The organism is Pseudomonas sp. BT-42-2 (assembly GCF_025847435.2).
In the GTDB taxonomy this organism is placed as follows: domain Bacteria; phylum Pseudomonadota; class Gammaproteobacteria; order Pseudomonadales; family Pseudomonadaceae; genus Aquipseudomonas; species Aquipseudomonas urmiensis.
This window is the reverse complement of record NZ_JAOYTM010000004.1, coordinates 86,714-110,364: the sequence shown is the minus strand read 5'-3', so window position 1 is coordinate 110,364 and position 23,651 is coordinate 86,714. Positions and strand designations below refer to the sequence as shown.

At 62.1% G+C, this 23,651-nt stretch carries 20 protein-coding genes; 12 read left to right on the top strand and 8 right to left on the bottom strand.

Translation table 11 applies throughout. The features are described 5' to 3' along the window. Nucleotides 1-2: 2 nt before the first annotated feature. Both lolA and ftsK read right to left on the bottom strand, forming a co-directional pair. Entirely contained in the window at nucleotides 3-626 is a 624-nt protein-coding gene (gene lolA, locus OIU19_RS02900) for an outer membrane lipoprotein chaperone LolA (protein ID WP_186557190.1), read from the bottom strand. Nucleotides 627-688: 62 nt separating this feature from the next. Continuing rightward, the gene (ftsK, locus tag OIU19_RS02895; protein WP_186557191.1) at nucleotides 689-3,100 is read right to left on the bottom strand and encodes a DNA translocase FtsK; all 2,412 of its coding nucleotides are present in this window, start codon (nucleotides 3,098-3,100) and stop codon (nucleotides 689-691) included. Between the two features lie 429 nt (nucleotides 3,101-3,529). Between ftsK and aat the strand changes: the two genes are divergently transcribed. The 3 genes from aat to infA all read left to right on the top strand — a co-directional run bounded on the left by aat (nucleotide 3,530) and on the right by infA (nucleotide 5,296). After that, complete coding sequence (gene aat / locus OIU19_RS02890; protein WP_186557192.1) at nucleotides 3,530-4,210, top strand: leucyl/phenylalanyl-tRNA--protein transferase; 681 nt, start codon at nucleotides 3,530-3,532, stop codon at nucleotides 4,208-4,210. A 56-nt stretch (nucleotides 4,211-4,266) separates the two neighbouring features. After that, the gene (locus OIU19_RS02885) at nucleotides 4,267-4,974 is read left to right on the top strand and encodes an arginyltransferase (RefSeq protein WP_264233180.1); all 708 of its coding nucleotides are present in this window, start codon (nucleotides 4,267-4,269) and stop codon (nucleotides 4,972-4,974) included. 103 nt (nucleotides 4,975-5,077) lie between these two features. Beyond that, the gene (gene infA / locus OIU19_RS02880) at nucleotides 5,078-5,296 is read left to right on the top strand and encodes a translation initiation factor IF-1 (RefSeq protein WP_002553999.1); all 219 of its coding nucleotides are present in this window, start codon (nucleotides 5,078-5,080) and stop codon (nucleotides 5,294-5,296) included. Between the two features lie 175 nt (nucleotides 5,297-5,471). Here the strand turns inward: infA and clpA are convergent, their stop codons facing one another. Beyond that, nucleotides 5,472-7,742, bottom strand: coding sequence for an ATP-dependent Clp protease ATP-binding subunit ClpA (gene clpA, locus OIU19_RS02875; RefSeq protein ID WP_186557194.1), 2,271 nt, complete (start codon nucleotides 7,740-7,742; stop codon nucleotides 5,472-5,474). 30 nt (nucleotides 7,743-7,772) lie between these two features. After that, nucleotides 7,773-8,135, bottom strand: a complete 363-nt coding sequence (clpS, locus tag OIU19_RS02870) for an ATP-dependent Clp protease adapter ClpS (RefSeq protein ID WP_119140441.1) — start codon at nucleotides 8,133-8,135, stop codon at nucleotides 7,773-7,775. A 230-nt stretch (nucleotides 8,136-8,365) separates the two neighbouring features. Between clpS and cspD the strand changes: the two genes are divergently transcribed. Next, entirely contained in the window at nucleotides 8,366-8,617 is a 252-nt protein-coding gene (gene cspD / locus OIU19_RS02865; RefSeq protein WP_264233179.1) for a cold shock domain-containing protein CspD, read from the top strand. Nucleotides 8,618-8,696: 79 nt separating this feature from the next. On the opposite strand, the gene icd is transcribed toward cspD, so the two are convergent. Further along, nucleotides 8,697-9,953, bottom strand: a complete 1,257-nt coding sequence (icd, locus tag OIU19_RS02860) for an NADP-dependent isocitrate dehydrogenase (protein ID WP_186557196.1) — start codon at nucleotides 9,951-9,953, stop codon at nucleotides 8,697-8,699. 424 nt (nucleotides 9,954-10,377) lie between these two features. Between icd and OIU19_RS02855 the strand changes: the two genes are divergently transcribed. The 8 genes from OIU19_RS02855 to OIU19_RS02820 all read left to right on the top strand — a co-directional run bounded on the left by OIU19_RS02855 (nucleotide 10,378) and on the right by OIU19_RS02820 (nucleotide 20,325). Further along, entirely contained in the window at nucleotides 10,378-12,603 is a 2,226-nt protein-coding gene (locus OIU19_RS02855; protein WP_264233178.1) for an NADP-dependent isocitrate dehydrogenase, read from the top strand. An 83-nt stretch (nucleotides 12,604-12,686) separates the two neighbouring features. Further along, nucleotides 12,687-13,127 (top strand): NUDIX hydrolase, encoded by a 441-nt coding sequence (locus tag OIU19_RS02850; protein ID WP_186557248.1) that lies wholly within the window; start codon nucleotides 12,687-12,689, stop codon nucleotides 13,125-13,127. Between the two features lie 56 nt (nucleotides 13,128-13,183). Continuing rightward, nucleotides 13,184-14,308, top strand: a complete 1,125-nt coding sequence (gene mnmA, locus OIU19_RS02845; protein ID WP_186557198.1) for a tRNA 2-thiouridine(34) synthase MnmA — start codon at nucleotides 13,184-13,186, stop codon at nucleotides 14,306-14,308. Then, nucleotides 14,305-14,931, top strand: a complete 627-nt coding sequence (gene hflD / locus OIU19_RS02840; protein WP_264233177.1) for a high frequency lysogenization protein HflD — start codon at nucleotides 14,305-14,307, stop codon at nucleotides 14,929-14,931. The genes mnmA and hflD overlap by 4 nt, the downstream gene beginning before the upstream one ends. Before the next feature lie 195 nt (nucleotides 14,932-15,126). Beyond that, on the top strand, nucleotides 15,127-16,497 hold the full coding sequence (gene purB / locus OIU19_RS02835; protein WP_186557200.1) for an adenylosuccinate lyase: 1,371 nt from the start codon (nucleotides 15,127-15,129) through the stop codon (nucleotides 16,495-16,497). An 81-nt stretch (nucleotides 16,498-16,578) separates the two neighbouring features. Continuing rightward, nucleotides 16,579-17,745: a cupin domain-containing protein gene (locus OIU19_RS02830; protein WP_264233176.1), complete on the top strand. Its 1,167-nt coding sequence runs from the start codon at nucleotides 16,579-16,581 to the stop codon at nucleotides 17,743-17,745. After that, nucleotides 17,738-18,172, top strand: coding sequence for a GNAT family N-acetyltransferase (locus OIU19_RS02825; RefSeq protein WP_264233175.1), 435 nt, complete (start codon nucleotides 17,738-17,740; stop codon nucleotides 18,170-18,172). Before OIU19_RS02830 ends, OIU19_RS02825 begins: the two co-directional genes overlap by 8 nt. A 179-nt stretch (nucleotides 18,173-18,351) precedes the next feature. Next, complete coding sequence (locus OIU19_RS02820; RefSeq protein ID WP_264233173.1) at nucleotides 18,352-20,325, top strand: DNA topoisomerase III; 1,974 nt, start codon at nucleotides 18,352-18,354, stop codon at nucleotides 20,323-20,325. Nucleotides 20,326-20,392: 67 nt separating this feature from the next. Here the strand turns inward: OIU19_RS02820 and OIU19_RS02815 are convergent, their stop codons facing one another. The 3 genes from OIU19_RS02815 to OIU19_RS02805 form a co-directional block, all read right to left on the bottom strand. Continuing rightward, a complete protein-coding gene (locus OIU19_RS02815) occupies nucleotides 20,393-21,490 on the bottom strand; it encodes an extracellular solute-binding protein (RefSeq protein WP_264233171.1) in 1,098 nt (365 codons plus the stop codon). Further along, nucleotides 21,490-22,599 carry an agmatine deiminase gene (gene aguA / locus OIU19_RS02810; protein ID WP_264233169.1) on the bottom strand — a complete coding sequence of 370 codons (1,110 nt, stop codon included), beginning with the start codon at nucleotides 22,597-22,599 and terminating at the stop codon, nucleotides 21,490-21,492. Before aguA ends, OIU19_RS02815 begins: the two co-directional genes overlap by 1 nt. A gap of 96 nt (nucleotides 22,600-22,695) precedes the next feature. Then, entirely contained in the window at nucleotides 22,696-23,583 is an 888-nt protein-coding gene (locus OIU19_RS02805) for a LysR substrate-binding domain-containing protein (RefSeq protein WP_264233168.1), read from the bottom strand. Nucleotides 23,584-23,651: the final 68 nt, after the last annotated feature.

Here is a 23,651-nt window from a genome sequence, read left to right as displayed (position 1 = left end):
GGTTATTCCTGGATGACGTCCGCGCCAGCCGGGATCTTGAACTGGAACTTGTCCGCCGGGACCGCCTGGTTGGCCTTGACCCCATTGAACAGGATATTGGTGCGCTGGCCGACGCTGTCGATCAGTTGCATATCGTTGATCAAGCCTCTACGGAACGACACGCGCAGCGAGTCGAACAGGGTGTCCTTGGTCTTGGGCTTCAAGGTGAAGTCCATGACTTCGCCCTGCTCCTTGGAGGTGATATCGAAGCTCTGGCTGATCTTCGAAACATCGCCTGAGAGCAGCAGCGCTGGGGTCTGGTTCAAGCGCACGTCGAGCTTCTTGACGGTCGCCTGTTCCAGGTCCGGGTCCCACAGGGTGACGTTCTTGCCATCGGACACCACCACCTGCTCCGCCGGAGCATCGGTGTGCCAGTAGAACAGGCCAGGACGCTTGACGGTCATCTTGCCAGTGGTTTCCTGCAGGCTGGTGCCGCCGGCATCCAGGGTCAGCTGGGAGAAATTGGCCTCGATGGTCTGCGACTTTTCCAGCAACTGGGTCAGGCGTTGCACGTCCTGCTCAGCGGCGTAAGCCGATGCGCAACCCAGGGTCATGGCAGAAACCAACAGCATGCGAATCGCGCGCATGTTAATCCTCATTGAGCATTGAAGAAGCCGGGCACCACCGTTGGCGCCCGGCAAGGTGATCATCAGTCGCGCGGGCCGCCTGGGGCAATCACTTCCCGCGAGCCGTTGCTGTTCATCGGCGTGACCACGCCGGCCATCTCCATCGACTCGATCATCCGCGCAGCGCGGTTGTAGCCGATCTTGAGCTTGCGCTGGACCGCCGAGATCGAGGCGCGGCGGCTTTCCAGCACGAACTGCACGGCTTCGTCATACAGCGCATCGGTTTCGGCATCGTCGCCGTCGCCCCCGCCGCTGCCACCGTCAAAGCCACTGCCGGCTTCTTCGACGCCGTTGAGAATGTCGTCGTTGTAGTCGGGAGCGCCGCGCAGTTTCCACGCTTCGACTACCCGGTGCACCTCGTCATCGGAGACGAACGCGCCATGCACGCGGATTGGCAGGCTAGTGCCTGGCGGCATGTAGAGCATGTCACCGTGGCCCAGCAACTGCTCGGCGCCGCCCTGGTCGATGATGGTCCGCGAGTCGATCTTGCTCGATACCTGGAACGCCATCCGCGTCGGGATGTTGGCCTTGATCAGGCCGGTGATCACATCCACCGACGGACGCTGGGTAGCGAGGATCAAGTGGATACCAGCAGCCCGCGCCTTCTGGGCGATACGCGCGATCAGCTCTTCGACCTTCTTGCCAACGATCATCATCATGTCGGCGAATTCGTCGACCACCACGACGATGGTCGGCAGGGTTTTCAGCGCAGGCGGCTCGTCGTCCATGCTTTCACGGCGGTACAGCGGGTCGTGGATGACCTCGCCGGCCTCCTGGGCGTCCTTGATCTTGCGGTTGAAGCCGGCCAGGTTACGCACGCCCATGGCCGCCATCAGCTTGTAGCGCCGCTCCATCTCGGCCACGCTCCAGCGCAGGGCGTTGGCAGCGTCCTTCATGTCGGTGACCACTGGGCAGAGCAGGTGCGGAATGCCTTCGTAGATCGACAGCTCGAGCATTTTCGGGTCGATCATGATCAGCCGCGCGTCTTCCGGGCCGGACTTGAACAGGATCGACAGGATCATCGCGTTGACCCCGACCGACTTACCGGAACCGGTGGTACCGGCCACCAACAGGTGCGGCATCTTCGCCAGGTCAGTGATGACCGGCTTGCCGCCGATGTCGTGGCCCAGGGCCAGGGCTACCGGCGACTTGGCCTCGTCATACTGCGACGACGACAGCACTTCGGAGAAGCGCACCATCTGGCGGTTCTCGTTGGGGATCTCGATGCCCACGGTGGTCTTGCCCGGAATCACCTCGACCACCCGCACGCTGGTCACGGCCAGCGAACGCGCCAGGTCCTTGGCCAGGTTGGCGATGCGGCTGACCTTAACGCCAGCGGCCGGCTGAATCTCGTAACGGGTAATCACCGGACCTGGGTGGATCGAGTCCACCGATACCTCAACGCCAAACTCCTTGAGCTTGATTTCCAGCAGGTGACCGACACCCGCCAACGACTCTGGCGAGTATTCGATCTTCTTCTCTTCGGCCGGATCGAGGATGGAGATCGATGGCAGGGTGCCTTCGACGGCGCTGTCGACGAACAACGGCGTCTGTTTTTCCTTCATCACCCGCTTGCTCGGCTCCGGTGCCTTGACCGGGGCTGGCATGATCACCGGCGCCGGCTGCTGCTCGCGCTGGGCGACATGCTTGGTCAACGCCTCGTCGCGCTCGATGATGCGCTCGCGGGCCTTGAGCTGCTCGCGTTTGTCCGCAACTACCGGGGCGACCACTTCGTCGACCTGCTCGTCGACTTCACGCAGTTGGGCGACCAGGCGTTTGCGCTCGTTGCGCGCCTCCCACCAGCGGTTGGCCGCGCCCTGCACCAGCTCGAACAGATCGAGGGTGATCTTGCCGGTAAGGTCCATCACCTTGAACCAGGACAAGTCGGTGAACACGGTCAAGCCGAACAGGAACAGGGCAATGAACATCAGCGTGCTGCCCTGCACGTTGAGCAGGTTGCGCGCCAGATCGCCGAGGCTCTCGCCCAAGGCGCCACCGGCCGAGAACGGCAGGCTCGCCGAAGGGTGGAAATGAATATGCGCCAAGGCCGCGCCCGACAGCACCAGGAACACCAGGCCAATCAGCCGCCAGGAGAACAGCCAGCCGCTCCACTGCCAGGGCTGGTGGCGCTCACGGAAGATCTGCCAGGTCTTGATCGCCAGCAACAACGGGAAGATGTAGGCAAAGTAGCCGAGCACCATGAACAGGATGTCGGCGAAATACGCACCGGCCCGGCCGGCGGCGTTTTGCACCTGCTCGACATTGCTGGTGTGGCTGAAGCCAGGATCGGCCGTGTCGTAGGTCAGCAGCGCCATCCAGAGGTACAGGCACAGGGCACCGACGGCAATCAGCGCACCTTCCTTGAGGCGGTAGTGCAGCTGCTGCCGCCAGAGGGGCACGGGCAGAGGGGGCGGAGTTGCGGTGGATTTCTTCAAAACGCGTCTATTCCTGCGCTTGCTGCGCGTCCAGTAGTGATCGACCCGGTGATCGGTCTGCAAACCACTACTTTTAACATTACTGCCCACTAGCCGCCATGGCGGCACGCCGTAAGGGCGTGAACAGGGCAATTTTCCATGCGTGCAATTTGAGCATGCATTTTCTTTTGTGACAAAGGCTTATGCTGTGTTTTTGCACAGGTGTGACAACAAAGCCTCAGGTTGGTGCCAGTCAGCGGATAAATGTGTAGGAAATCAGCCATTAGCCCATCAGCAGTTGCTTCTTCGGGCCTAGAGTCGACGACAAATCTTGTAGGAGCGGGTTTACCCGCAAACATGCCTACCCAGCCAGCAGACACCCATGATTGACCTCGATTTCCAAGCGCGCCATGCTGGTCGCCCTCCCCTCCCCCACCGCACTTGAAGACCATGCTGACCTGGCTGACCCGCGACTCGCTGACCTTCCCGCCTTTGGCAAAGGCCCTGCATGAGCCCAACGGCCTGCTCGCTGCAGGCGGTGACCTGACCCCTGAACGGCTGGTCCGCGCCTATCGCCATGGCTGCTTCCCCTGGTACCAGGATGGCCAGCCGATCCTCTGGTGGTCGCCCGACCCACGTACCGTGCTGTTCCCCGACGAGCTACACGTGTCGCGCTCGCTGGCCAAGCTGATTCGCCAAGAGCGTTATCAGGTCAGCTTCGATAGCGACTTCGAGGCCGTGATCGCCGCCTGCGCCGCGCCCCGCGACTACGCCGACGGCACCTGGATCACCGACAGCATGCGCGCCGCTTATTGCGAGCTGCACCGGCGCGGCATCGCCCATTCGGTGGAAGTGCGTCAGGACGGCGAGCTGGTCGGCGGCCTGTATGGCCTGGCGATGGGCCGGCTGTTCTTCGGCGAATCGATGTTCAGCCGCGCCGACAACGCCTCCAAAGTCGGCTTCGTGACCCTGGTCGAACACCTGCGCAGCGCAGGGTTCGTGCTGATCGACTGCCAGATGCCGACCAACCACCTGCACAGCCTGGGCGCTCGCTCCATCAGCCGCGACAGCTTCGCCGAGTATCTGGCGCGCCACCTCGATCAACCCAACCAGGCCACTTGGGTTCGCTAGGCGAGTTTCCACAGCTGGCTTACACTTAAGGCAAAGCATTGCCCGAGGGGTTGATCATGACAGAGTTGGCGCGGTTGAAGTTTTATGCCACTCAGCCCCACTCCTGCAGCTACCTGCCGGACGAACAGGCCACCACCTTGTTCCTCGACCCTAGCCAGCCGATGGACGTCAACGTGTATGCCGACCTTTCGGAAATGGGCTTTCGTCGCAGTGGCGATCATCTCTATCGCCCGCACTGCCAGAACTGCAATGCCTGCGTGCCGGCGCGCATTCCGGCTGCGCGCTTCATTCCCAACCGCCAGCAACGGCGCATTCTCAAGCGCAATGCCGACTTGACCGTGACGGCCGCGCGCCCGGCATTCAAAGAAGAGTATTTCGACCTCTACCGGCGCTACATCGAGCAGCGCCACAGCGATGGTGATATGTATCCACCCAGCCGCGATCAGTTTTCCACCTTTCTGGTGCGCGATCTGCCATTCTGCTGGTTCTACGAGTTTCGCCTCGAAGGCCGCCTGCTCGCGATAGCAGTCTGCGACCTGCTGCCCAACGGGCTATCGGCGGTATACACCTTCTACGAACCCGACGAAGAGCGCCGCAGCCTGGGCCGTTTTGCCATTCTCTGGCAAATCACCGAAGCGCTGCGGCAAAACCTTGAGGCGGTGTACCTGGGCTACTGGATCAAGAACTGCAAGAAAATGAACTACAAGACCCAGTACCGCCCCATCGAACTGCTGATCAACCAGCGTTGGGTCAGTCTCAATTGAAAGCATTGGCTTGAAACACTATTTTCGGGCATAATCCACGCCACTTTTTTTGCCCGGTGCAGTCACGCGTCGGGCCTACACTGGACACCGAGGGCTTTACTGCATGTCGAAAGAAGACAGCTTCGAAATGGAAGGCACTGTCGTCGACACCCTGCCCAACACCATGTTCCGCGTGGAGTTGGAAAATGGGCACGTCGTAACCGCGCATATCTCTGGCAAGATGCGCAAGAACTACATCCGTATTCTCACTGGCGACAAGGTCCGCGTCGAGCTGACGCCTTACGACCTGAGCAAGGGCCGCATCACCTACCGCGCCCGTTAAGCTCCAGCCACAAAAAAAGCCCGGCCAATGTGCCGGGCTTTTTTGTGACTCATGCGAAACATCAGGCACCGCCATGTAGAAGCAGGCTTGCCCGCGATAGCGCCAGCTCAGACAACCCATTTGCCCTTACTGCCGCCATCGCGGGGCAAGCCCGCTACCACGTCGGTTTCCAGATCTAGGCCACTTCAGCCGTAGTCTCGAAGTCGAACACCAGCTCGCCGTCACGCAGCTCGACGTGCACCACGCCACCGTGCTCGGACAGCTCACCGAACAGGATCTCCTCGGCCAACGGCCGTTTGATCTTGTCCTGGATAAGCCGCGCCATTGGTCGCGCGCCCATCTGCACGTCATAGCCACTGGCTGCCAGCCAGCCTCGCGCATCATCACTGACCTCAAGCAGCACACGCTTGTCTTCCAACTGGGCCTGCAGTTCGATGAGGAACTTGTCGACGATGCTCTTGATCGTCTCGTGGCTCAGGCGACCGAACTGGATGATGGTATCCAGGCGGTTGCGGAATTCCGGCGTGAAGCTCTTGCGGATGACTTCCATCGCATCGGACGCATGGTCCTGATGGGTGAAGCCGATCGAGGCCCGCGCGGCGGTTTCAGCGCCGGCGTTGGTGGTCATGATCAGGATCACGTTGCGGAAGTCCGCCTTGCGCCCGTTGTTGTCGGTCAGGGTTCCGTGGTCCATCACCTGCAGCAGCAGGTTGAAGACTTCCGGGTGGGCCTTCTCGATTTCATCGAGCAACAATACGCAGTGCGGTTGCTTGGTGATCGCTTCGGTGAGCAAGCCGCCCTGGTCGAAACCAACATAACCGGGAGGCGCACCGATCAGACGCGATACGGTATGGCGCTCCATGTACTCAGACATGTCAAAGCGCACCAACTCAACGCCCAACGCCTTGGCCAGCTGCCGTGCAGCCTCGGTCTTGCCGACCCCAGTAGGCCCGGCGAACAGGAACGAACCGACCGGCTTGTCTGGCGCCTTGAGCCCGGCCCGCGACAACTTGATCGCGGTAGCCAGCGAATCGATCGCCTGGTCCTGACCAAACACGGTCAGCTTCAGGTCGCGCTCCAGGTTACGCAGCAGTTCCTTGTCGGAGCTGGTGACGTGCTTAGGCGGAATCCGCGCGATCTTGGCGACAATGTCCTCGACCTGGGCCACTTCGATACGCTTGACGCGGTTTTCTTCCGGCTGCAGACGCTGGTAGGCGCCCGCCTCGTCGATCACGTCGATGGCCTTGTCCGGCATGTGCCGGTCATTGATGTAGCGGGCAGCCAACTCGGCAGCGGCGCGCAGGGCCTCGTCGCTGTACTCGATGTGGTGGTGGGTCTCGAAGCGCCCTTTCAGGCCGCGCAGAATACCCACGGTGTCTTCCACTGATGGCTCGGAGACATCAACCTTCTGGAAGCGCCGCGCCAAGGCCCGGTCCTTCTCGAAGATGCCGCGAAACTCCTGGAAAGTGGTCGAGCCGATGCAGCGGATATCACCCGACGACAACAAGGGCTTGAGCAGGTTGGACGCATCCATCACCCCACCGGAGGCCGCACCGGCACCGATGATGGTGTGAATCTCGTCGATGAACAGGATCGCCTGCGGACGTTTGCGCAGCTCCCCGAGCAGCGCCTTGAAGCGCTTCTCGAAGTCGCCGCGGTACTTGGTCCCGGCCAGCAGCGCGCCCAGATCGAGCGAGTAGACCACGCTCTGCGCCAGCAGGTCAGGCACCTGGCCGTCGACGATGCGCTTAGCCAGGCCTTCGGCGATGGCGGTCTTGCCGACCCCCGCCTCACCGACCAGCAGCGGGTTGTTCTTGCGCCGACGAGCAAGGATCTGCGCGACGCGCTCGACCTCCTGCTCACGCCCCACCAGCGGATCGATCCGCCCCTGACGAGCGAGCTCGTTGAGGTTACTGGCGTAGGCATCCAGGGGGTTGCTCGAAGACGACGTTTCGCCGCCCTCTTCGTCCTGCATGTCCTGGTCGCTGTCGGTATTAGGCCCATGGCCTGGCACCTTGGAGATGCCATGGGCGATGTAGTTGACCACGTCGATGCGGGCCACGCTCTGCTGCTTGAGCAGGAACACCGCCTGGCTTTCCTGTTCGCTGAAGATCGCGACCAGCACATTGGCGCCGGTGACTTCGCGCTTGCCCGAGCTTTGCACGTGGAACACGGCGCGTTGCAGCACGCGCTGGAAGCCCAGGGTCGGCTGGGTTTCGCGGTCCTCGTCGTGCACCGGGATCAGTGGCGTAGTGGAATCGATGAACTCCTGCAGGTCGTGCTTGAGCTTGTCGAGATTAGCGCCACAGGCGCGTAGAACGGTTGCGGCCGCCTCATTGTCAAGGAGTGCCAACAGCAAGTGCTCGACGGTCATGAACTCATGACGCTTCGAACGGGCCTCCTTGAAGGCCAGATTGAGGGTGACTTCGAGCTCGCGGTTTAACATAGCTTCACCTCATACCCAAGTGGTCGGCGATTAACCGTCCTTCTCGATTTCACAGAGTAGCGGATGCTGGCTTTCCCTGGCGTATTGGTTGACCTGCATGGCCTTCGTTTCGGCGATGTCGCGGGTAAACAATCCGCACACTGCCCGTCCCTCGGTATGGACGGTCAGCATGATCTTGGTCGCCAGCTCGCGGTTCAGACTAAAGAACGTTTCGAGCACTTCGACGACGAAATCCATCGGCGTGTAGTCATCGTTGAATAAAACCACCTTGTACATCGGTGGCGCCTGCAGGATCGGCTTGGCTTCTTGCACTGCCAGACCGGAGCCATCGTCCTCGTTGGTTTGAGGACGATCCTGATTGAATGTTAGTCGAATCTGACTGTGTGCATGCATGGAAAGAATTTCATCACATCGACAGGTTAAGGTTGTGGGTTGACCGCACAGGCCGCCGCTGGCGCGGGCGCCGCATGACCTTGACTATCGGCAAAACGGTGTTACAACCAATAAGAACCCACCGTGGTCGATAAAGATCCGCGCAGTCAACCAGATTTTTTCGCAAGGTTCGTATGCGGATGACGTGGATGATACTCCAGTGATGGAGTCCTTTGCAGAGGGACATAGGGATGGCAAGCGGTAAAGTCAAGTGGTTCAACAATGCCAAGGGCTACGGATTCATCAATGAGGACGGCAAAACCGAGGATCTATTCGCCCATTACTCAGCGATTCAGATGGACGGTTACAAGACCCTCAAGGCTGGCCAACCGGTGAATTTCGAGATCATCCAAGGCCCCAAAGGCTTGCACGCCGTCAATATCGGTGTCGGCGCCAAGGCCGAAGCGCCTGCCGCGCCACCGGCAACCACCGTGACTGCCTGAGCCTGGAGTACCCTGCGTTCTGCCGGTAAAACGAAAAAACCGGTCGCCTGTTTAACCAGGCGACCGGTTTTTGCATGTCTTACATGTGCTTGATCAACGCCTCGCCGAAGCCCGAACTGCCGACCAAGGTCGCGCCGTCCATCAGACGCTCGAAGTCATAGGTCACGGTCTTGGCTGCAATTGCACCGTTGGTGCCCTTGATGATCAGGTCGGCCGCTTCGGTCCAACCCATGTGCCGCAGCATCATTTCTGCCGAAAGAATCACCGAGCCTGGGTTGACCTTGTCTTGCCCAGCGTACTTGGGCGCGGTGCCGTGGGTGGCCTCGAACATCGCCACGGTATCCGAGAGGTTGGCGCCTGGGGCAATGCCAATCCCGCCGACCTCTGCCGCCAGGGCGTCGGACAGATAATCGCCGTTGAGGTTGAGGGTGGCGATCACGTCATATTCCGCTGGGCGCAGCAGGATCTGCTGGAGCATGGCGTCAGCGATCGCATCCTTGACCACCACCTCCCTGCCCGTCTTGGGGTTCTTGAACTTCATCCACGGCCCGCCATCGAGCAGCTCGGCGCCAAACTCTTCCTTGGCCACTTCATAGCCCCAATCCTTGAAGGCGCCCTCGGTGAATTTCATGATGTTGCCCTTGTGCACCAGGGTCAGCGACTCGCGGTCATTGTCGACCACGTATTGCAGGGCCTTGCGCACCAGGCGCTTGGTGCCCTCCTTGGACACCGGTTTGACGCCGATACCGCAATCTTGGTCGAAACGGATCTTGGTGACGCCCATTTCCTCCTTGAGGAACTTGATCACCTTGTTCGCCTCAGGCGAGCCGGCCTTCCATTCGATCCCGGCATAAATGTCCTCGGAGTTCTCGCGGAAGATCACCATATCGACATCGCCAGGCTTCTTCACCGGGCTTGGCACACCCTCGAACCACACCACCGGACGCAGGCAGACATATAGGTCCAGCTGCTGGCGCAGGGCCACGTTGAGTGAGCGAATACCGCCACCGACCGGGGTGGTCAGCGGGCCTTTGATCGAGACTACGTAGTCTTTCACCGCATCAAGGGTTTCCTGCGGCAGCCAGGTGTCCTGGTCGTAGACCTGGGTAGCCTTCTCGCCGGCATAGACTTCCATCCAGGCAATCTTGCGCTTGCCGCCGTAGGCTTTTTCTACTGCGGCATCCACCACCTTGATCATGACTGGCGAGACATCGACGCCAATCCCATCGCCCTCGATATAAGGAATGATGGGGTTGTCGGGAACGTTGAGCGAATGGTCTGCATTGACGGTGATCTTGGCGCCGTCGGCCGGAACCTTGATTTTCTGGTAAGCCATGCTTGCACTACTCCGCTTTCGGGTGTGATTGGACATCGTGCGATCCACTGAGCCTAAACCACATCTGCTGACCTGCAAGCTGGCCGCCGAACCTGCGGCAACACGCCACATTGCTCCTACGTCTTTGGTCTTATAAATGCGTTGATACCACTTAGCCTTGCTGATTAGCCCAAAGGGTTTGATATACTCCGGCCCTGACCGCAGGGTCATCGGGGCGAACCCTTGGAAAATGCGGCTCGCCCTCGGCCAAGAATGGCCAAAAGCCTGGGTTGTTACCGCGGCCCAGCACTTGACGCTCGACTGATGCATCCACCATCACCGCTCGCAGCCTCTCGACTTTCCGCTCATGGCGTCGCCTGAGCGAAGCGCCTACCCTGCGCACCTCGAGACTCGAGTACGCTCAGCACATAGAGAGTTAACCCGCATGCCCACCCGTTCCAAGATCATCTATACCTTCACCGACGAAGCCCCCGCCCTCGCCACCTATTCGCTGCTGCCGATCGTCGAAGCCTTCACCGCTTCGGCTGACATTGCCGTCGAAACTCGCGACATCTCCCTGGCTGGCCGCATCCTTGCGGCATTCCCGGAGCAACTCGGCGCAGACAAGCAGGTAGGCGATCATCTGGCGGAACTGGGCCAGCTGGCTACCACCCCTGAAGCCAACATCATCAAGCTGCCGAACATCTCGGCCTCGGTCCCGCAACTGAAAGCGGCGATCAAAGAGCTGCAAGGCAAGGGCTACAACATCCCTGACTACGCCGACGAGCCAGCCAGCGCCGAAGAGAAAGAATCCCGCGCACGCTACGACCGCATCAAGGGCAGCGCCGTTAACCCGGTACTGCGCGAAGGCAACTCCGACCGCCGCGCACCGCTGTCGGTCAAGAACTACGCACGCAAGCACCCGCACAAAATGGGCGCCTGGGCTGCCGATTCCAAGTCGCACGTCGCGCACATGAACAACGGCGACTTCTACGGCAGCGAAAAGGCCGCCCTGATCGAGGCTGACGACAGCCTGCGCATCGAGCTGGTCGACAAGAGCGGTGCAATCACCGTTCTGAAGGAAAAAACCGCCGTCAAGGCCGCTGAAGTCATCGACTGCGCGACCATGAGCCGCAAAGCCCTGAAAGCCTTCATCGCCGAGCAGATCGCCGATGCCAAAGCTTCCGGCGTACTGCTGTCGGTACACCTCAAAGCCACCATGATGAAAGTCTCCGACCCAATCATGTTCGGCGTCATCGTCGAAGAGTTCTACGGCGAAGTACTGGCCAAGCATGCCTCGGCCCTGGCCGACGTCGGCTTCAACGCCAACAACGGCATTGGCGACCTGTACGCCCGCATCAAGGACCTGCCAGCTGAGCAGCAGGCCCAGATCGAAGCAGACATCCAGGCCCTGTACGCCGTTCGTCCGGCCCTGGCCATGGTCAACTCCGACAAAGGCATCACCAACCTGCATGTGCCAAGCGACGTCATCGTCGACGCCTCGATGCCAGCGATGATCCGTGACTCGGGCAAAATGTGGAACACCGCCGGCGAATTGCAAGATGCCAAGGCGATCATCCCTGACCGCTGCTACGCAGGCATCTATCAGGCCGCCATCGAAGACTGCAAAGTCAACGGCGCCTTCGACCCAACCACCATGGGCAGCGTACCGAACGTTGGCCTGATGGCGCAGAAAGCCGAAGAATACGGTTCCCACGACAAGACCTTCCAGGTCAAGGCCGACGGTGTCGTACGCGTCGTCGATGGCAAGGGCAAGGTCGTCCTGGAGCAGAACGTCGAAGCTGGCGACATCTTCCGTATGTGCCAGACCAAGGACGCGCCGATCCAAGACTGGGTCAAGCTGGCCGTTAACCGTGCCCGCCTGAGCAACACCCCAGCCGTGTTCTGGCTCGACCCAGCTCGCGCCCACGACGGCGTGATGATCGAGAAGGTCCAGAAGTACCTGAAAGACCACGACACCACCGGCCTGGACATCCGTATCCTGGCACCCGTCGAGGCGATCAAGTTCTCCCTGGCACGCATCCGCGAAGGCAAAGACACCATCTCGGTGACCGGCAACGTATTGCGTGACTACCTGACCGACCTGTTCCCGATCATGGAGCTGGGCACCAGCGCCAAGATGCTGTCGATCGTCCCGCTGATGAACGGCGGTGGCCTGTTCGAGACCGGCGCCGGTGGTTCGGCTCCGAAACACGTCCAGCAGCTGGTCGAAGAGAACTTCCTGCGTTGGGATTCGCTGGGTGAATTCCTGGCCCTGGCCGCCTCCCTGGAGCACCTGGGCAACACCTACGATAACCCGCGTGCCAAAGTCCTGGCCAACACCCTGGACCAGGCTACCGGCAAGTTCCTCGACACCAACAAGTCGCCATCGCGCAAAGTCGGCGGTATCGACAACCGCGGCAGCCACTTCTACCTGACCCTGTACTGGGCACAAGCGCTGGCTGCGCAGTCGGACGACGCCGCACTGCAAGCGCGCTTCGCCCCGCTGGCCAAGACCCTGGCCGAGAACGAAGCGACCATCGTCGCCGAGCTCAACGCCGTTCAGGGCAAACCAGCGGACATCGGTGGCTACTACGCCCCGGATGCCGAGCTGACCGCCAAGGTGATGCGTCCAAGCCAGACCCTGAACAGTGCCATTGCCGCCCTGTAAGGCTCGCTTGAAGTAACAACACAAACCCCGGCCACGCACCGGGGTTTGTGCTTTCTAAGAACCTACAGGGACTGGAGATGCACATGACCTGGCAACCGCACATCACCGTCGCCACCATCGTCGAAGACCAGGGCAAATTCCTCTTCGTCGAAGAATTCAAAGCCGGCCAGCACGTCTTCAACCAGCCCGCTGGCCATCTGGAAGCCAACGAAACCCTGGCCCAGGCTGCCCTGCGCGAGACGCTGGAAGAAACCGCCTGGGACGTCGAACTGACTGGCGTGGTCGGCATCTACCTGTATACCGCCCCCAGTAACGGCGTGACCTACCAGCGCATCTGCTTTGCCGCGCGCCCCGTGCGCCATCACCCAGCACTTGCCCTGGACAGCGATATCGTCCGCGCCGTATGGATGACCCGCGAGCAACTGCTGGCCGAGCCCTCGCGCTGGCGCAGCGAACTGGTGCCACGCTGCCTCGACGACTACCTGGCAGGCCCGCTGCACAGCCTTAGCCTGCTGCGCGACTGACGCGCGCGAGCTGGCCTGATAGAATCGACCTTTTTCCCTGATACACATCGGTAGCCATGACCAGCCCAGCACTCAAAGACCCCGCCAAGACCCGCGTCATCGTCGGCATGTCCGGCGGCGTGGACTCTTCCGTCTCCGCCCTTTTGCTCATCGAGCAGGGCTACCAGGTGGAAGGTCTGTTCATGAAGAACTGGGAAGAGGACGACGGCACCGAATACTGCACCGCCCGCGAAGACCTGGCCGACGCCCAGGCCGTGTGCGACCGCATCGGCATCAAGCTGCACACCGCCAACTTTGCAGCCGAATACTGGGACCACGTGTTCGAGCACTTCCTTGAAGAGTACAAGGCCGGCCGCACACCCAACCCGGACATCCTCTGCAACCGCGAAATCAAGTTCAAGGCGTTCCTCGACTACGCCCTGTCGCTGGGCGCCGACCTGATCGCCACCGGCCACTACGTGCGCCGTCGCGACACTGGCGAGCTCACCGAGCTGCTAAAGGGCCTGGACCCGAACAAGGACCAGAGCTACTTCCTGCACGCCGTTGGCGGCAAGGAAATCGCCCGCACCCTGTTCCCGGTTGGCGAGCTGGAAAAACCCGAAGTACGCGCCATTGCCGAGAAGCATGGCCTGGCCACCGCCAAGAAGAAGGATTCCACCGGGATCTGCTTCATTGGCGAGCGGCGTTTCAGTGACTTCCTCAAGCAGTACCTGCCGGCCCAGCCGGGCGACATCGAAACCACCGAAGGTGAAGTGATCGGCCGTCACCATGGCCTGATGTACCACACCATCGGCCAACGCCAGGGCCTGGGTATCGGCGGCCTGAAGGATGCCGGTGACGATCCGTGGTACGTGCTGGTCAAGGACCTTGAGCGCAATGTGCTGGTAGTTGGCCAGGGCAACGAACACCCGTGGCTGTTCTCCCGCGCCCTGCTCGCCTCGCAGATCTACTGGGTCAACCCGATCGACCTGGCTGCGCCGCGCCGCCTGACAGCCAAGGTCCGCTATCGCCAGGGTGATCAGGCTTGCACCCTGGAGCGCACTGAAAACGGCTACCGCGCTGTGTTCGACGAACCACAGCGGGCCGTCACTCCGGGCCAATCGGTGGTGTTCTATGACGGAGAAGTGTGCCTGGGCGGCGGCGTGATCGAAACCGCCGAGCCTTGGAGCCCTCGTCCATGAGCAACCTCCAGGAGCAACTGGTTGCCCTTGGCGGCGTGTTCCAGGCGGCGGTGCTGGTCGACCGTATCGCCCGCACCGGCCAGGCCACCGAGGCCAACATCGGCTGCATGCTCAACAGCCTGCTGGTACGTGACCCCAAGGACACCCTGGAAGTGTTCGGCGGCGATGACCTCAATCTGCGCGATGGTTATCGTGCGCTGGTCGGCGCCCTGGAGCGCGACCCCAGCAGCCTGCAGCGCGAGCCACTGCGCTATGCCCTGTCGATGCTCGGCTTGGAGCGGCAGTTGGCCAAGCGCGACGACCTGCTCGAGACCATCGGCAACCGCCTGCCGCAGATCCAGTCGCAGGCCGACCATTTCGGCTTGGTTCATGAAAACGTCATCGCTTCCAGTGGAGCCTTGTACCAGGACACCCTGAGCACCTTGCGCCAGCGTATCCAGGTACATGGCGACATGCGCTTCCTGCAGCAGGCCAGCAACGCCTCAAAGATCCGCGCCCTGCTGCTCGCCGGTATTCGCGCCGCCCGCCTGTGGCGCCAGCTGGGCGGGCACCGTTGGCAGCTGGTGTTCAGCCGGCGCAAGCTGCTCAACGAGCTTTACACGATGATGCGTCCCAACGACTGAAGTGAACCGTGGGAGCGGGCTTGCCCCCGCGATTGCGATGCCGAATGCACCACCGCCGGCGCGGGGCCAGGCCGCTCCCACGCCAGGTACTACACGCTTCGAAATGGCCCGACCTTTGGTCAGCCACCCGACCCGGACGCATTTTTCATGTATGATATGCGCCCTTCCAAAAGCCTGACTGTCCGAGAACACCCCATGCAGCTTTCCTCGCTCACTGCGGTTTCCCCTGTAGACGGCCGCTACGCCGGCAAAACCCAGGCCTTGCGCCCCATTTTCAGCGAATACGGCCTGATCCGTTTCCGCGCCCTGGTCGAGGTGCGCTGGCTGCAGCGTCTGGCCGCTCACCCGCAGATCGGTGAAGTGCCGGCGTTCTCCGCCGAGGCCAATGCCGTGCTCGATACCCTGGCCAGCGACTTCAAGCTGGAACACGCCGAACGCGTCAAGGAAATCGAGCGCACCACCAACCACGACGTCAAGGCGATCGAGTACCTGCTCAAGGAGCAGGCTGCGCAGCTGCCTGAACTGGCCAAGGTCAGCGAGTTCATCCACTTCGCCTGCACCAGCGAGGACATCAACAACCTGTCCCACGCCCTGATGCTGCGCGCAGGCCGTGACGACGTACTGCTGCCGCTGATGCGCCAGATCGCCGAGTCGATCCGCGCCCTCGCCCACCAGTACGCAGACGTGCCAATGCTGTCGCGCACCCACGGTCAGCCGGCTTCGCCGACCACCCTGGGCAAAGAGCTGGCCAACGTCGTCTACCGCCTGGAGCGTCAAATCGCCCAGGTTGCCGCCGTGCCGCTGCTGGGCAAGATCAACGGCGCCGTGGGCAACTACAACGCCCACCTGTCGGCCTACTCGCAGATCGACTGGGAAGAAAATGCCCGCGCCTTCATCGAAGACGAACTGGGCCTGCAGTTCAACCCGTACACCACCCAGATCGAGCCGCACGACTACATCGCCGAACTGTTCGATGCGATCGCGCGCTTCAACACCATCCTGATCGACTTCGACCGTGACGTCTGGGGCTACATCTCCCTGGGTTACTTCAAGCAGAAGACCGTCGCTGGCGAAATCGGCTCCTCGACCATGCCGCACAAGGTCAACCCGATCGACTTCGAAAACTCCGAAGGCAACCTGGGCATCGCCAACGCACTGTTCCAGCACCTGGCCAGCAAGCTGCCGATCTCGCGCTGGCAGCGCGACCTGACCGACTCCACCGTGCTGCGTAACCTGGGCGTCGGCTTTGCCCACAGCGTGATCGCCTACGAAGCCAGCCTCAAAGGCATCGGCAAGCTGGAAATCAACACCCAGCGCATCGCCGCCGACCTGGACGCCTGCTGGGAAGTCCTGGCCGAGCCGATCCAGACCGTCATGCGCCGCTTCAACATCGAAAACCCCTACGAGAAGCTCAAGGAGCTGACCCGTGGCAAGGGCATCACCCCTGAAGCGCTGCTGACCTTCATCGACGGCCTGGATATGCCTGCCGAAGCCAAGGCTGAGCTCAAGCTGCTGACCCCGGCGACCTACATCGGTAACGCCGTGGCCCAGGCCAAACGCATCTAAGTCTGTGCCCGCGTGCAACGCCCGGCCTGGCCGGGCGTTTTTATTCCCGGACGAAAATTACATTTTTTCAATAGGTTGAACATGAATCCTGATACTCCACTGCAGCTGCTTGGCGGTTTGACTGCTCGTGAATTCCTGCGCGATTACTGGCAGAAGAAGCCCCTGCTGGTGCGCCAGGCCTTCCCTGATTTCGAAAGCCCGATCGACCCCGACGAGCTGGCCGGCCTGGCCCTGGAAGAGGAAGTCGAGTCGCGCCTGGTGCTCGAGCATGGCGAGCGTCCGTGGGAACTGCGCCGCGGCCCGTTCGCCGAAGACGCCTTCTCCGAGCTGCCAGAGCGTGACTGGACCCTGCTGGTACAGGCTGTGGACCAGTTCGTCCCGGAAGTGGCCGAGCTGCTGGAAAACTTCCGTTTCCTGCCAAGCTGGCGTATCGACGATGTGATGATCAGCTACGCCGCCCCTGGTGGCAGCGTCGGCCCGCACTTCGATAACTACGATGTGTTCCTGCTGCAAGGCCACGGCAACCGCAACTGGAAGATCGGCCAGATGTGCGACAGCGACAGTCCGCTGATCGAGCACGCCGACCTGCGCATCCTCGCCGACTTCGAGCAGACCGACGAGTGGAGCCTGGAGCCGGGCGACATGCTTTACCTGCCGCCACGCCTGGCCCACTACGGCGTCGCCGAAGACGACTGCCTGACCTACTCGGTCGGCTTCCGTGCGCCGAGCGCCGCTGAAGTGCTGACCCACTTCACCGACTTCCTCAGCCAGTTCCTGCCGGACGAAGAGCGCTACAGCGACGCCGACGCCCAGCCGGTCAGCGACCCGCACCAGATCCAGCACGACGCCCTCGACCGCCTCAAGGCCCTGCTCGCCGAGCACATGGGCGACGAGCGCCTGCTGCTGACCTGGTTCGGCCAGTTCATGACCGAGCCGCGTTACCCCGAGCAGGTTGCCGGCGAAGAGCTCAGCGAAGAAGAGCTGATCGACAGCCTGGAACAAGGCGCGATCCTGGTGCGCAACCCAAGCGCGCGCTTGGCCTGGTCGGAAGTCGATGACAACCTGCTGCTGTTCGCCAGCGGCCAGAGCCGTCTGGTCTCGGGGCATCTGCGCGAACTGCTGAAGCTGATCTGCGCGGCCGACGCACTGCACATCGAAAACCTTGTAGAGTGGCTCAACGACGAAGAAGGCCGCACGTTGGTCTGCCAGCTGGTCAAACAAGGGAGTGTGGGATTCGCCAATGAATAAAATCAGCGTTCGCCTCGCCGACTGGCATAAAGACAACGCCGATATCCGCCGCATCCGCGAAGCGGTGTTTGTCGCCGAACAGCACATTCCGCCTGAGCTGGAGTTCGATGCCGAAGACCAGGAAGCCCTGCACTTCCTGGCCCTGGAAGGCGACTACCCGATCGGCACCGCCCGTTTGCTCGCCGATGGCACCATCGGCCGCATCTCGGTGCTCAAGGACTGGCGTGGCCTGAAGGTGGGCGACGCGCTGGTCCAGGCAGTGATCGCCGAAGCGCAGCACCGCGACCTCAAGCAGCAGACCTTGAGCGCCCAGGTGCATGCCACGCCATTCTATGAGCGGCTGGGCTTTCGCGTGGTCAGCGAGGAATTCCTCGAGGCCGGTATCCCGCACGTAGATATGGTCCGCGACTCCCACGAGATCGCCTGATCTGATCTTCGCGAGGCAATCCTGCTCCTGGATCGGAGCGGGCTTGCCGCGCGATCAGGGTCGACAGCCAATTAGCTGCGCGACACAAAAAGCTGTACATCCATACAGATATAGCTTGCTTCCCCCCTTTTCTTTGCGCATCCTAACGCCCATCGTTTGCCCACGAAGCGTTGCCGGCCATGCGCCTCTTTCTCTGCGAAAAGCCTTCCCAGGCCAAAGACATCGCCCAAGTCCTCGGCGCCACCCGCCGCGGCGATGGCTGCTGGCAAGGCCCTGACCTGTGCGTCACCTGGTGCATCGGCCACCTGCTTGAAACCGCCCCACCCGACAACTACGACGACCGCTACAAGCGCTGGAACCTCGCTGACCTGCCGATCATCCCGGACAAGTGGAAGATGCTGGTCAAGCCCAAGACCGCCAGCCAATTCAAGGCCGTCAAACGCCTGCTCGGCCAAGCCAGTGAGCTGGTGATCGCCACCGACGCCGACCGTGAAGGCGAGATGATCGCCCGCGAGCTGGTCGAGCACTGCCGCTACCGCGGACCGATCCAGCGACTGTGGCTGTCGGCGCTGGATGACGCTTCTATTCGCAAGGCCCTGGCACGCCTGCTACCCGGCAATGAAACCTTCAGCCTGTACCATTCAGCCCTGGGCCGTTCGCGTGCCGACTGGTTGATCGGCATGAACATGAGCCGACTGTTCACCCTGCTCGGCCAGCAGTCTGGCTACCAAGGGGTGTTGCCGGTGGGCCGGGTGCAAACGCCGACGCTGCGCCTGGTGGTCGACCGTGATCGCAGCATCGCTGACTTCGTACCCGTGCCGTTCTGGGCCATCGACGTCCAGCTGGAACACGCCGGCAGCGTATTCAACGCCCAATGGCGCGCACCTGAAGATGCCTGTGACGATCAGGGTCGCTGCCTCAACCAGGGCTTGGCCCAGCAAGCCGCTGACCAGATCAACGCTGCCGCCAGTGCCAGAGTGAGCAAGGTGACCACCGAGCGCGTGCGCGAGGTAGCACCGCTGCCGTTCGACCTGGGCACCCTGCAGGAGGTGTGCTCGAAAAAGCTCGGCCTGGGCGCCCAGGAAACCCTCGACATTGCCCAGGCCCTGTACGAAACCCACAAACTGATCACCTACCCACGCAGCGATTGCGGCTACCTGCCGCTAAGCCAACACGCCGAGGCCCCGGCGATTCTTGCCGCCCTGCAGCGCGCCGACGCCAGCCTTGCGCCACTGCACGCACATCTGCAACCGCAGCGCCGCTCGCGGGCCTGGAATGACGCCAAGGTCAGCGCGCACCACGGCATCATTCCCACCGCCGCCGCCAGCGATCCCTCGCGGCTGCCGCCCAAGCACAAGGCGGTGTACACCCTGGTGCGGGCACGCTATCTGGCGCAGTTCCTGGCCAATCACGAGTACGACCGCACCCAGGCCGAATTCGATTGCGCCGGCCACGCCTTGCGCGCGGTGGGCAAGCAGATCGTCGAGGCGGGTTGGCGCCGCGCCCTGCCCGAAGCGCTGACCCCAGCCAAAGGCCGTGAAGCGCCACCTGCGCAGGTACTGCCCGCACTGCGCGAAGGCCAGGACTGCGCCGTGCATGGCCTGCAGCTCAAGGACCTGTGGACCCAGCCGCCCAAGCCCTTCACCGAAGGCGATCTGATCAAGGCCATGAAGAACGTCGCCAAGCTGGTCGACGATCCCAAGCTCAAGCAAAAGCTCAAGGACACCACCGGCATCGGCACCGAAGCGACTCGCGCCAGCATCATTCAAGGCCTGCTCGATCGTGGTTACCTGGTGAAAAATGGCAAGGCGCTGGCGGCTACCCCGGCGGCGTTCAGCCTGATCGATGCCGTACCCCGGGCGATTGCCGACCCTGGCACCACGGCGATCTGGGAGCAGGCGCTGGACATGGTGCAAAGTGGCGAGATGAGCCTGGAAGAGTTCGTCGCCCGCCAGTCGGCATGGATGGGCAAACTGGTCGAGCGCTGCCGAGGCATGCGCATGACCATCAGTGGGCCTTTGGTGCCTGCGGGTGGTAAGGGTGCGCCTTGGAAGAAAAAGCGCCGCAGCGGCGGCAAGGCCAAGGCCGCTGGAGCGGCCAAAGCCGCCAGTGGCAAGCCTCGACAAAGCAAGCGCAAGACGCCTGCAACCTAGGCGCATGACTGTGGAGCCTGTTGCGGCCTCTTCGCGGCGGTTCGGCGCGAAGAGGCCATCAGCCAACCTACGTCCCACTTTTCAGCCGGCTGAAGGCTCTTGTCAGCTCGCGATTGAACTGCTTGCCATTGTCATTCTTGCTATACAACCGCGCCCGCACCTCTGCCGGCGGGTACGTTCCGGGCGCATTGCGAATCTGCGCATCCACCAGGCCATCAGCGGCGGTTATCGCATTGGCATAGTGGATGGTGTCGGTAATCGGCGCGATCACCTCAGGGCGCATCAAGTAGTCCATCAGCGCCCAGGCGGCCTGTGGATGCGGTGCATCCTTGGGCACCACCAGGGCATCGAGCCAGATCAACGTGCCCTCCTGCGGAATCCGGTAATCCAGGCTGAACGGCTTACCCGCCTGCTGCGCCTGGCCTTGGGCAATAGCCACATTGCCGTTCCACGACATCGCCACACAGGTTTCGCCATTGGCCAGGTCATTGATGTTGCGATCATTGTCGAAGTAGCGGATGTAGGGCCGTATCTTGCGCAACTGCGCCTCAGCCAGCTTGAGGTCTTCCAGGCGCTGCTGATTGATGTCCAACCCCAGGTAGCGCATTACCGCGGCAAACACCTCATTGGGATCATTCAGCAGGCTGACCCCGCAATCGGCGAATTTCGCCACCACCTGCGGATCGAACAACATCGCCCAGCTATCGCGCGGCGCATCGGCCAGCCGCGCCTGGACCGCCTGCTGCTGAAAGCCCACCCCGGTGGTGCCCCAGGCGTAAGTCCCGGCGTAGCGGTTGCCGGGGTCGAACACTGCCATGTGCTGACGGAACTCTTCACCGATACCCTGCAGGTGCGGCAGCTTGGCCTTGTCCAGCGGCTGCAAGGCGCCGCTGGCAATGGCTCGGCTCAAGTGCTGCCCGGCGCTGAGCACCAGATCGTAGCCACTGCCGCCGGTGAGTAGCTTGGTCTCGGCGGTTTCCAGAGAATCGAAATGGTCGGCAACCACCCGGATGCCCGTGAGCTTCTCAAAGTTGGCCAGGGTGTCCGGGGCGAGGTATTCGCCCCAGATGTACAGGTTGACGGTCGGCTGTTGTGCGTCGGCGGCCTGCGCCGCCGCCCCTGCGCAGCCCAACGCCACCGCAAGGGCGAGTTTGCGCAGTTTCATCAGCGGCGTCCCCCAGCGTATTGCGGCATGGTGATGCAAGCCACGTTGCCGCCACCCAGCAGGATCTCGCGGGAATTTTCGATGCCGATGATGCGGTGCCCAGGGAACAATTCAGCCAACGTCGCCTGCGCCACGCTGTCATTGCGGTCGCCAAACAGCGGCACGACAATCGCCGAATTACCCGCGTAATAGTTGATATACGAGGCGCAGATGCGCGTGCCCGCCTCGCGCAGGTGGGTGCCTTCGACCTGATCCAGGCCGGCGGCTTCTTCGGCAGTCCATTGCAGCACATCCGGCTGGGGCAACTTGTGAACTTTAAGCTCGCGGCCACGGCTGTCGCGGGTGCTGCGCAGGATATCGTAGGCCTCCTGGTAGATTTCCCACTGCGGGTCGTCGCGGTTGTCGGTCCATTGCAGCACCACTTCACCAGGGCGCACGAAGCAGGCCAGATCATCGACATGACCGTCGGTTTCGTCGAACTTGCAGCCCCGTGGCAACCAGATCACCTGCTCGGCGCCCAGGTAGTCCTGCAGCCTGCGGGTCACTTCGTCCTTGCCCAGATGGGCATTGCGGTTGCGGTTGAGCAGGCATTGTTCGGTGGTCAGCAGGCTGCCTTGGCCGTCGCTCTGGATCCCGCCAAGCTCGGCGATCAATGGGGCGCGATAGCGGTCCAGGTGCTCGATCTCGAGGACTTTGCGGGCGATCTGATCGTCATTGTCCCACGGGTAGTACAGACCGCCATCGAGCCCACCATAAGCGTTGAACTCAAAGTCGACGCCGCGCACCTCGCCGCTGCTGTCGTTGACCACAAAACACGGCCCGCTGTCACGGAACCAAGTGTCATTGCAGGTCATTTCCACCACCCGCACCTGCTCGGGCAGTACCCGCCGGGCATTGGCGTACTGGGCAGCGGAGGCGCAGACCGTCACCGGCTCACTGCTGGCGATAGCAGTGACAATCTCGACCCAAACTTTTTGCGCAGGCTTTGCCCCGTTGCGCCAGACATCCGTGCGCTCCGGCCAGCCTAGCCAGCAGCCAGCCTTTGGCTCGAACTCTCCGGGCAGGCGGAAACCATCAGCTTTGGGAGTGGTGGTAAGCGAACGTGCCATGGGTCAACCTCGTCGTCACTGGATGGGATGAGCAGACGCTACGCCGCCCAACGCCACGCTTCCAACGATGAAAACTCAGCGATAGGTGAATTCAATTCAGGGTTCGGCGATCTGTTCGATGAACCAATCAACGAAATCCGCCACTGCTGCGCGCTCCAGGCGCAGGCGTTCGCACACCAGGGCGTATTGCCCTTGGGCAGTGACGCTGGCACTGAACGGGCGCACCAGGCGGCCACTTTGCAGATCGGCCTGGCAGGTCAGGTTGTCGCCCATCGCCACGCCCTGGCCCAGCACCGCCGCCTCAAGGGCCAACGCCGCATGGGGAAAATACAGTTGGCGGGTAGGTAGCGCGTCATCGGCGTGAGTGGCCAGCCAGGTGGTCCAGGTCTTGCCATCCTGGTCGTCGTGCAGCAGGCAGTGGCGTACCAGGTCGCGTGGGCGCTTGAGCCCGCCCTGGTTGAACAGCCCAGGGCTGCACACCGGAAAGAACTGCAACAACGGCAGCGGCCGGACGAAGTGGGTGCTGGCGTCCAACGCGCTGGTGCCGTAGGTGATGGCGATATCGACATCCAGGGCCGGGGCGCCAGCATCGATTGGCTGGTCGTGCAGGTGCAGGGTGATGTGCGGGTAGCGGCTGCTGAAGTCGGCCAAGCGGGCGACCAGCCACTTCTGCGCCAGCTCCGCAGTGACCGCCACCCGCAGCACCGCCTGGGAGGCTGGGTCACGCAGCTCATCGCAGGCCTTGCCGATCAACTCGAAGGCCTGTTGCAGGTGATGCAGCAGGCGCTCGGCTTCCGCGCTGGGGCGCACCTGGCGGCCGACGCGCTCGAACAGCGCCACGCCCAACTGCTCTTCCAGTTGGCGGATCTGGTGGCTGACGGCGCTGTCGGTGACGCACAGCTCGGCGGCAGCACGGCCGAAATGGCCGTGGCGGGCGGCGCATTCGAAGGTGCGCAGGGCGGTCAGCGAGGGTAGGCGGCGCATGGCGGTAATCGCTCTTGTTCGAGGAATGAAACTGGGCGTTCGAGGCGAAGCTTACCTGTTGGGCCGTT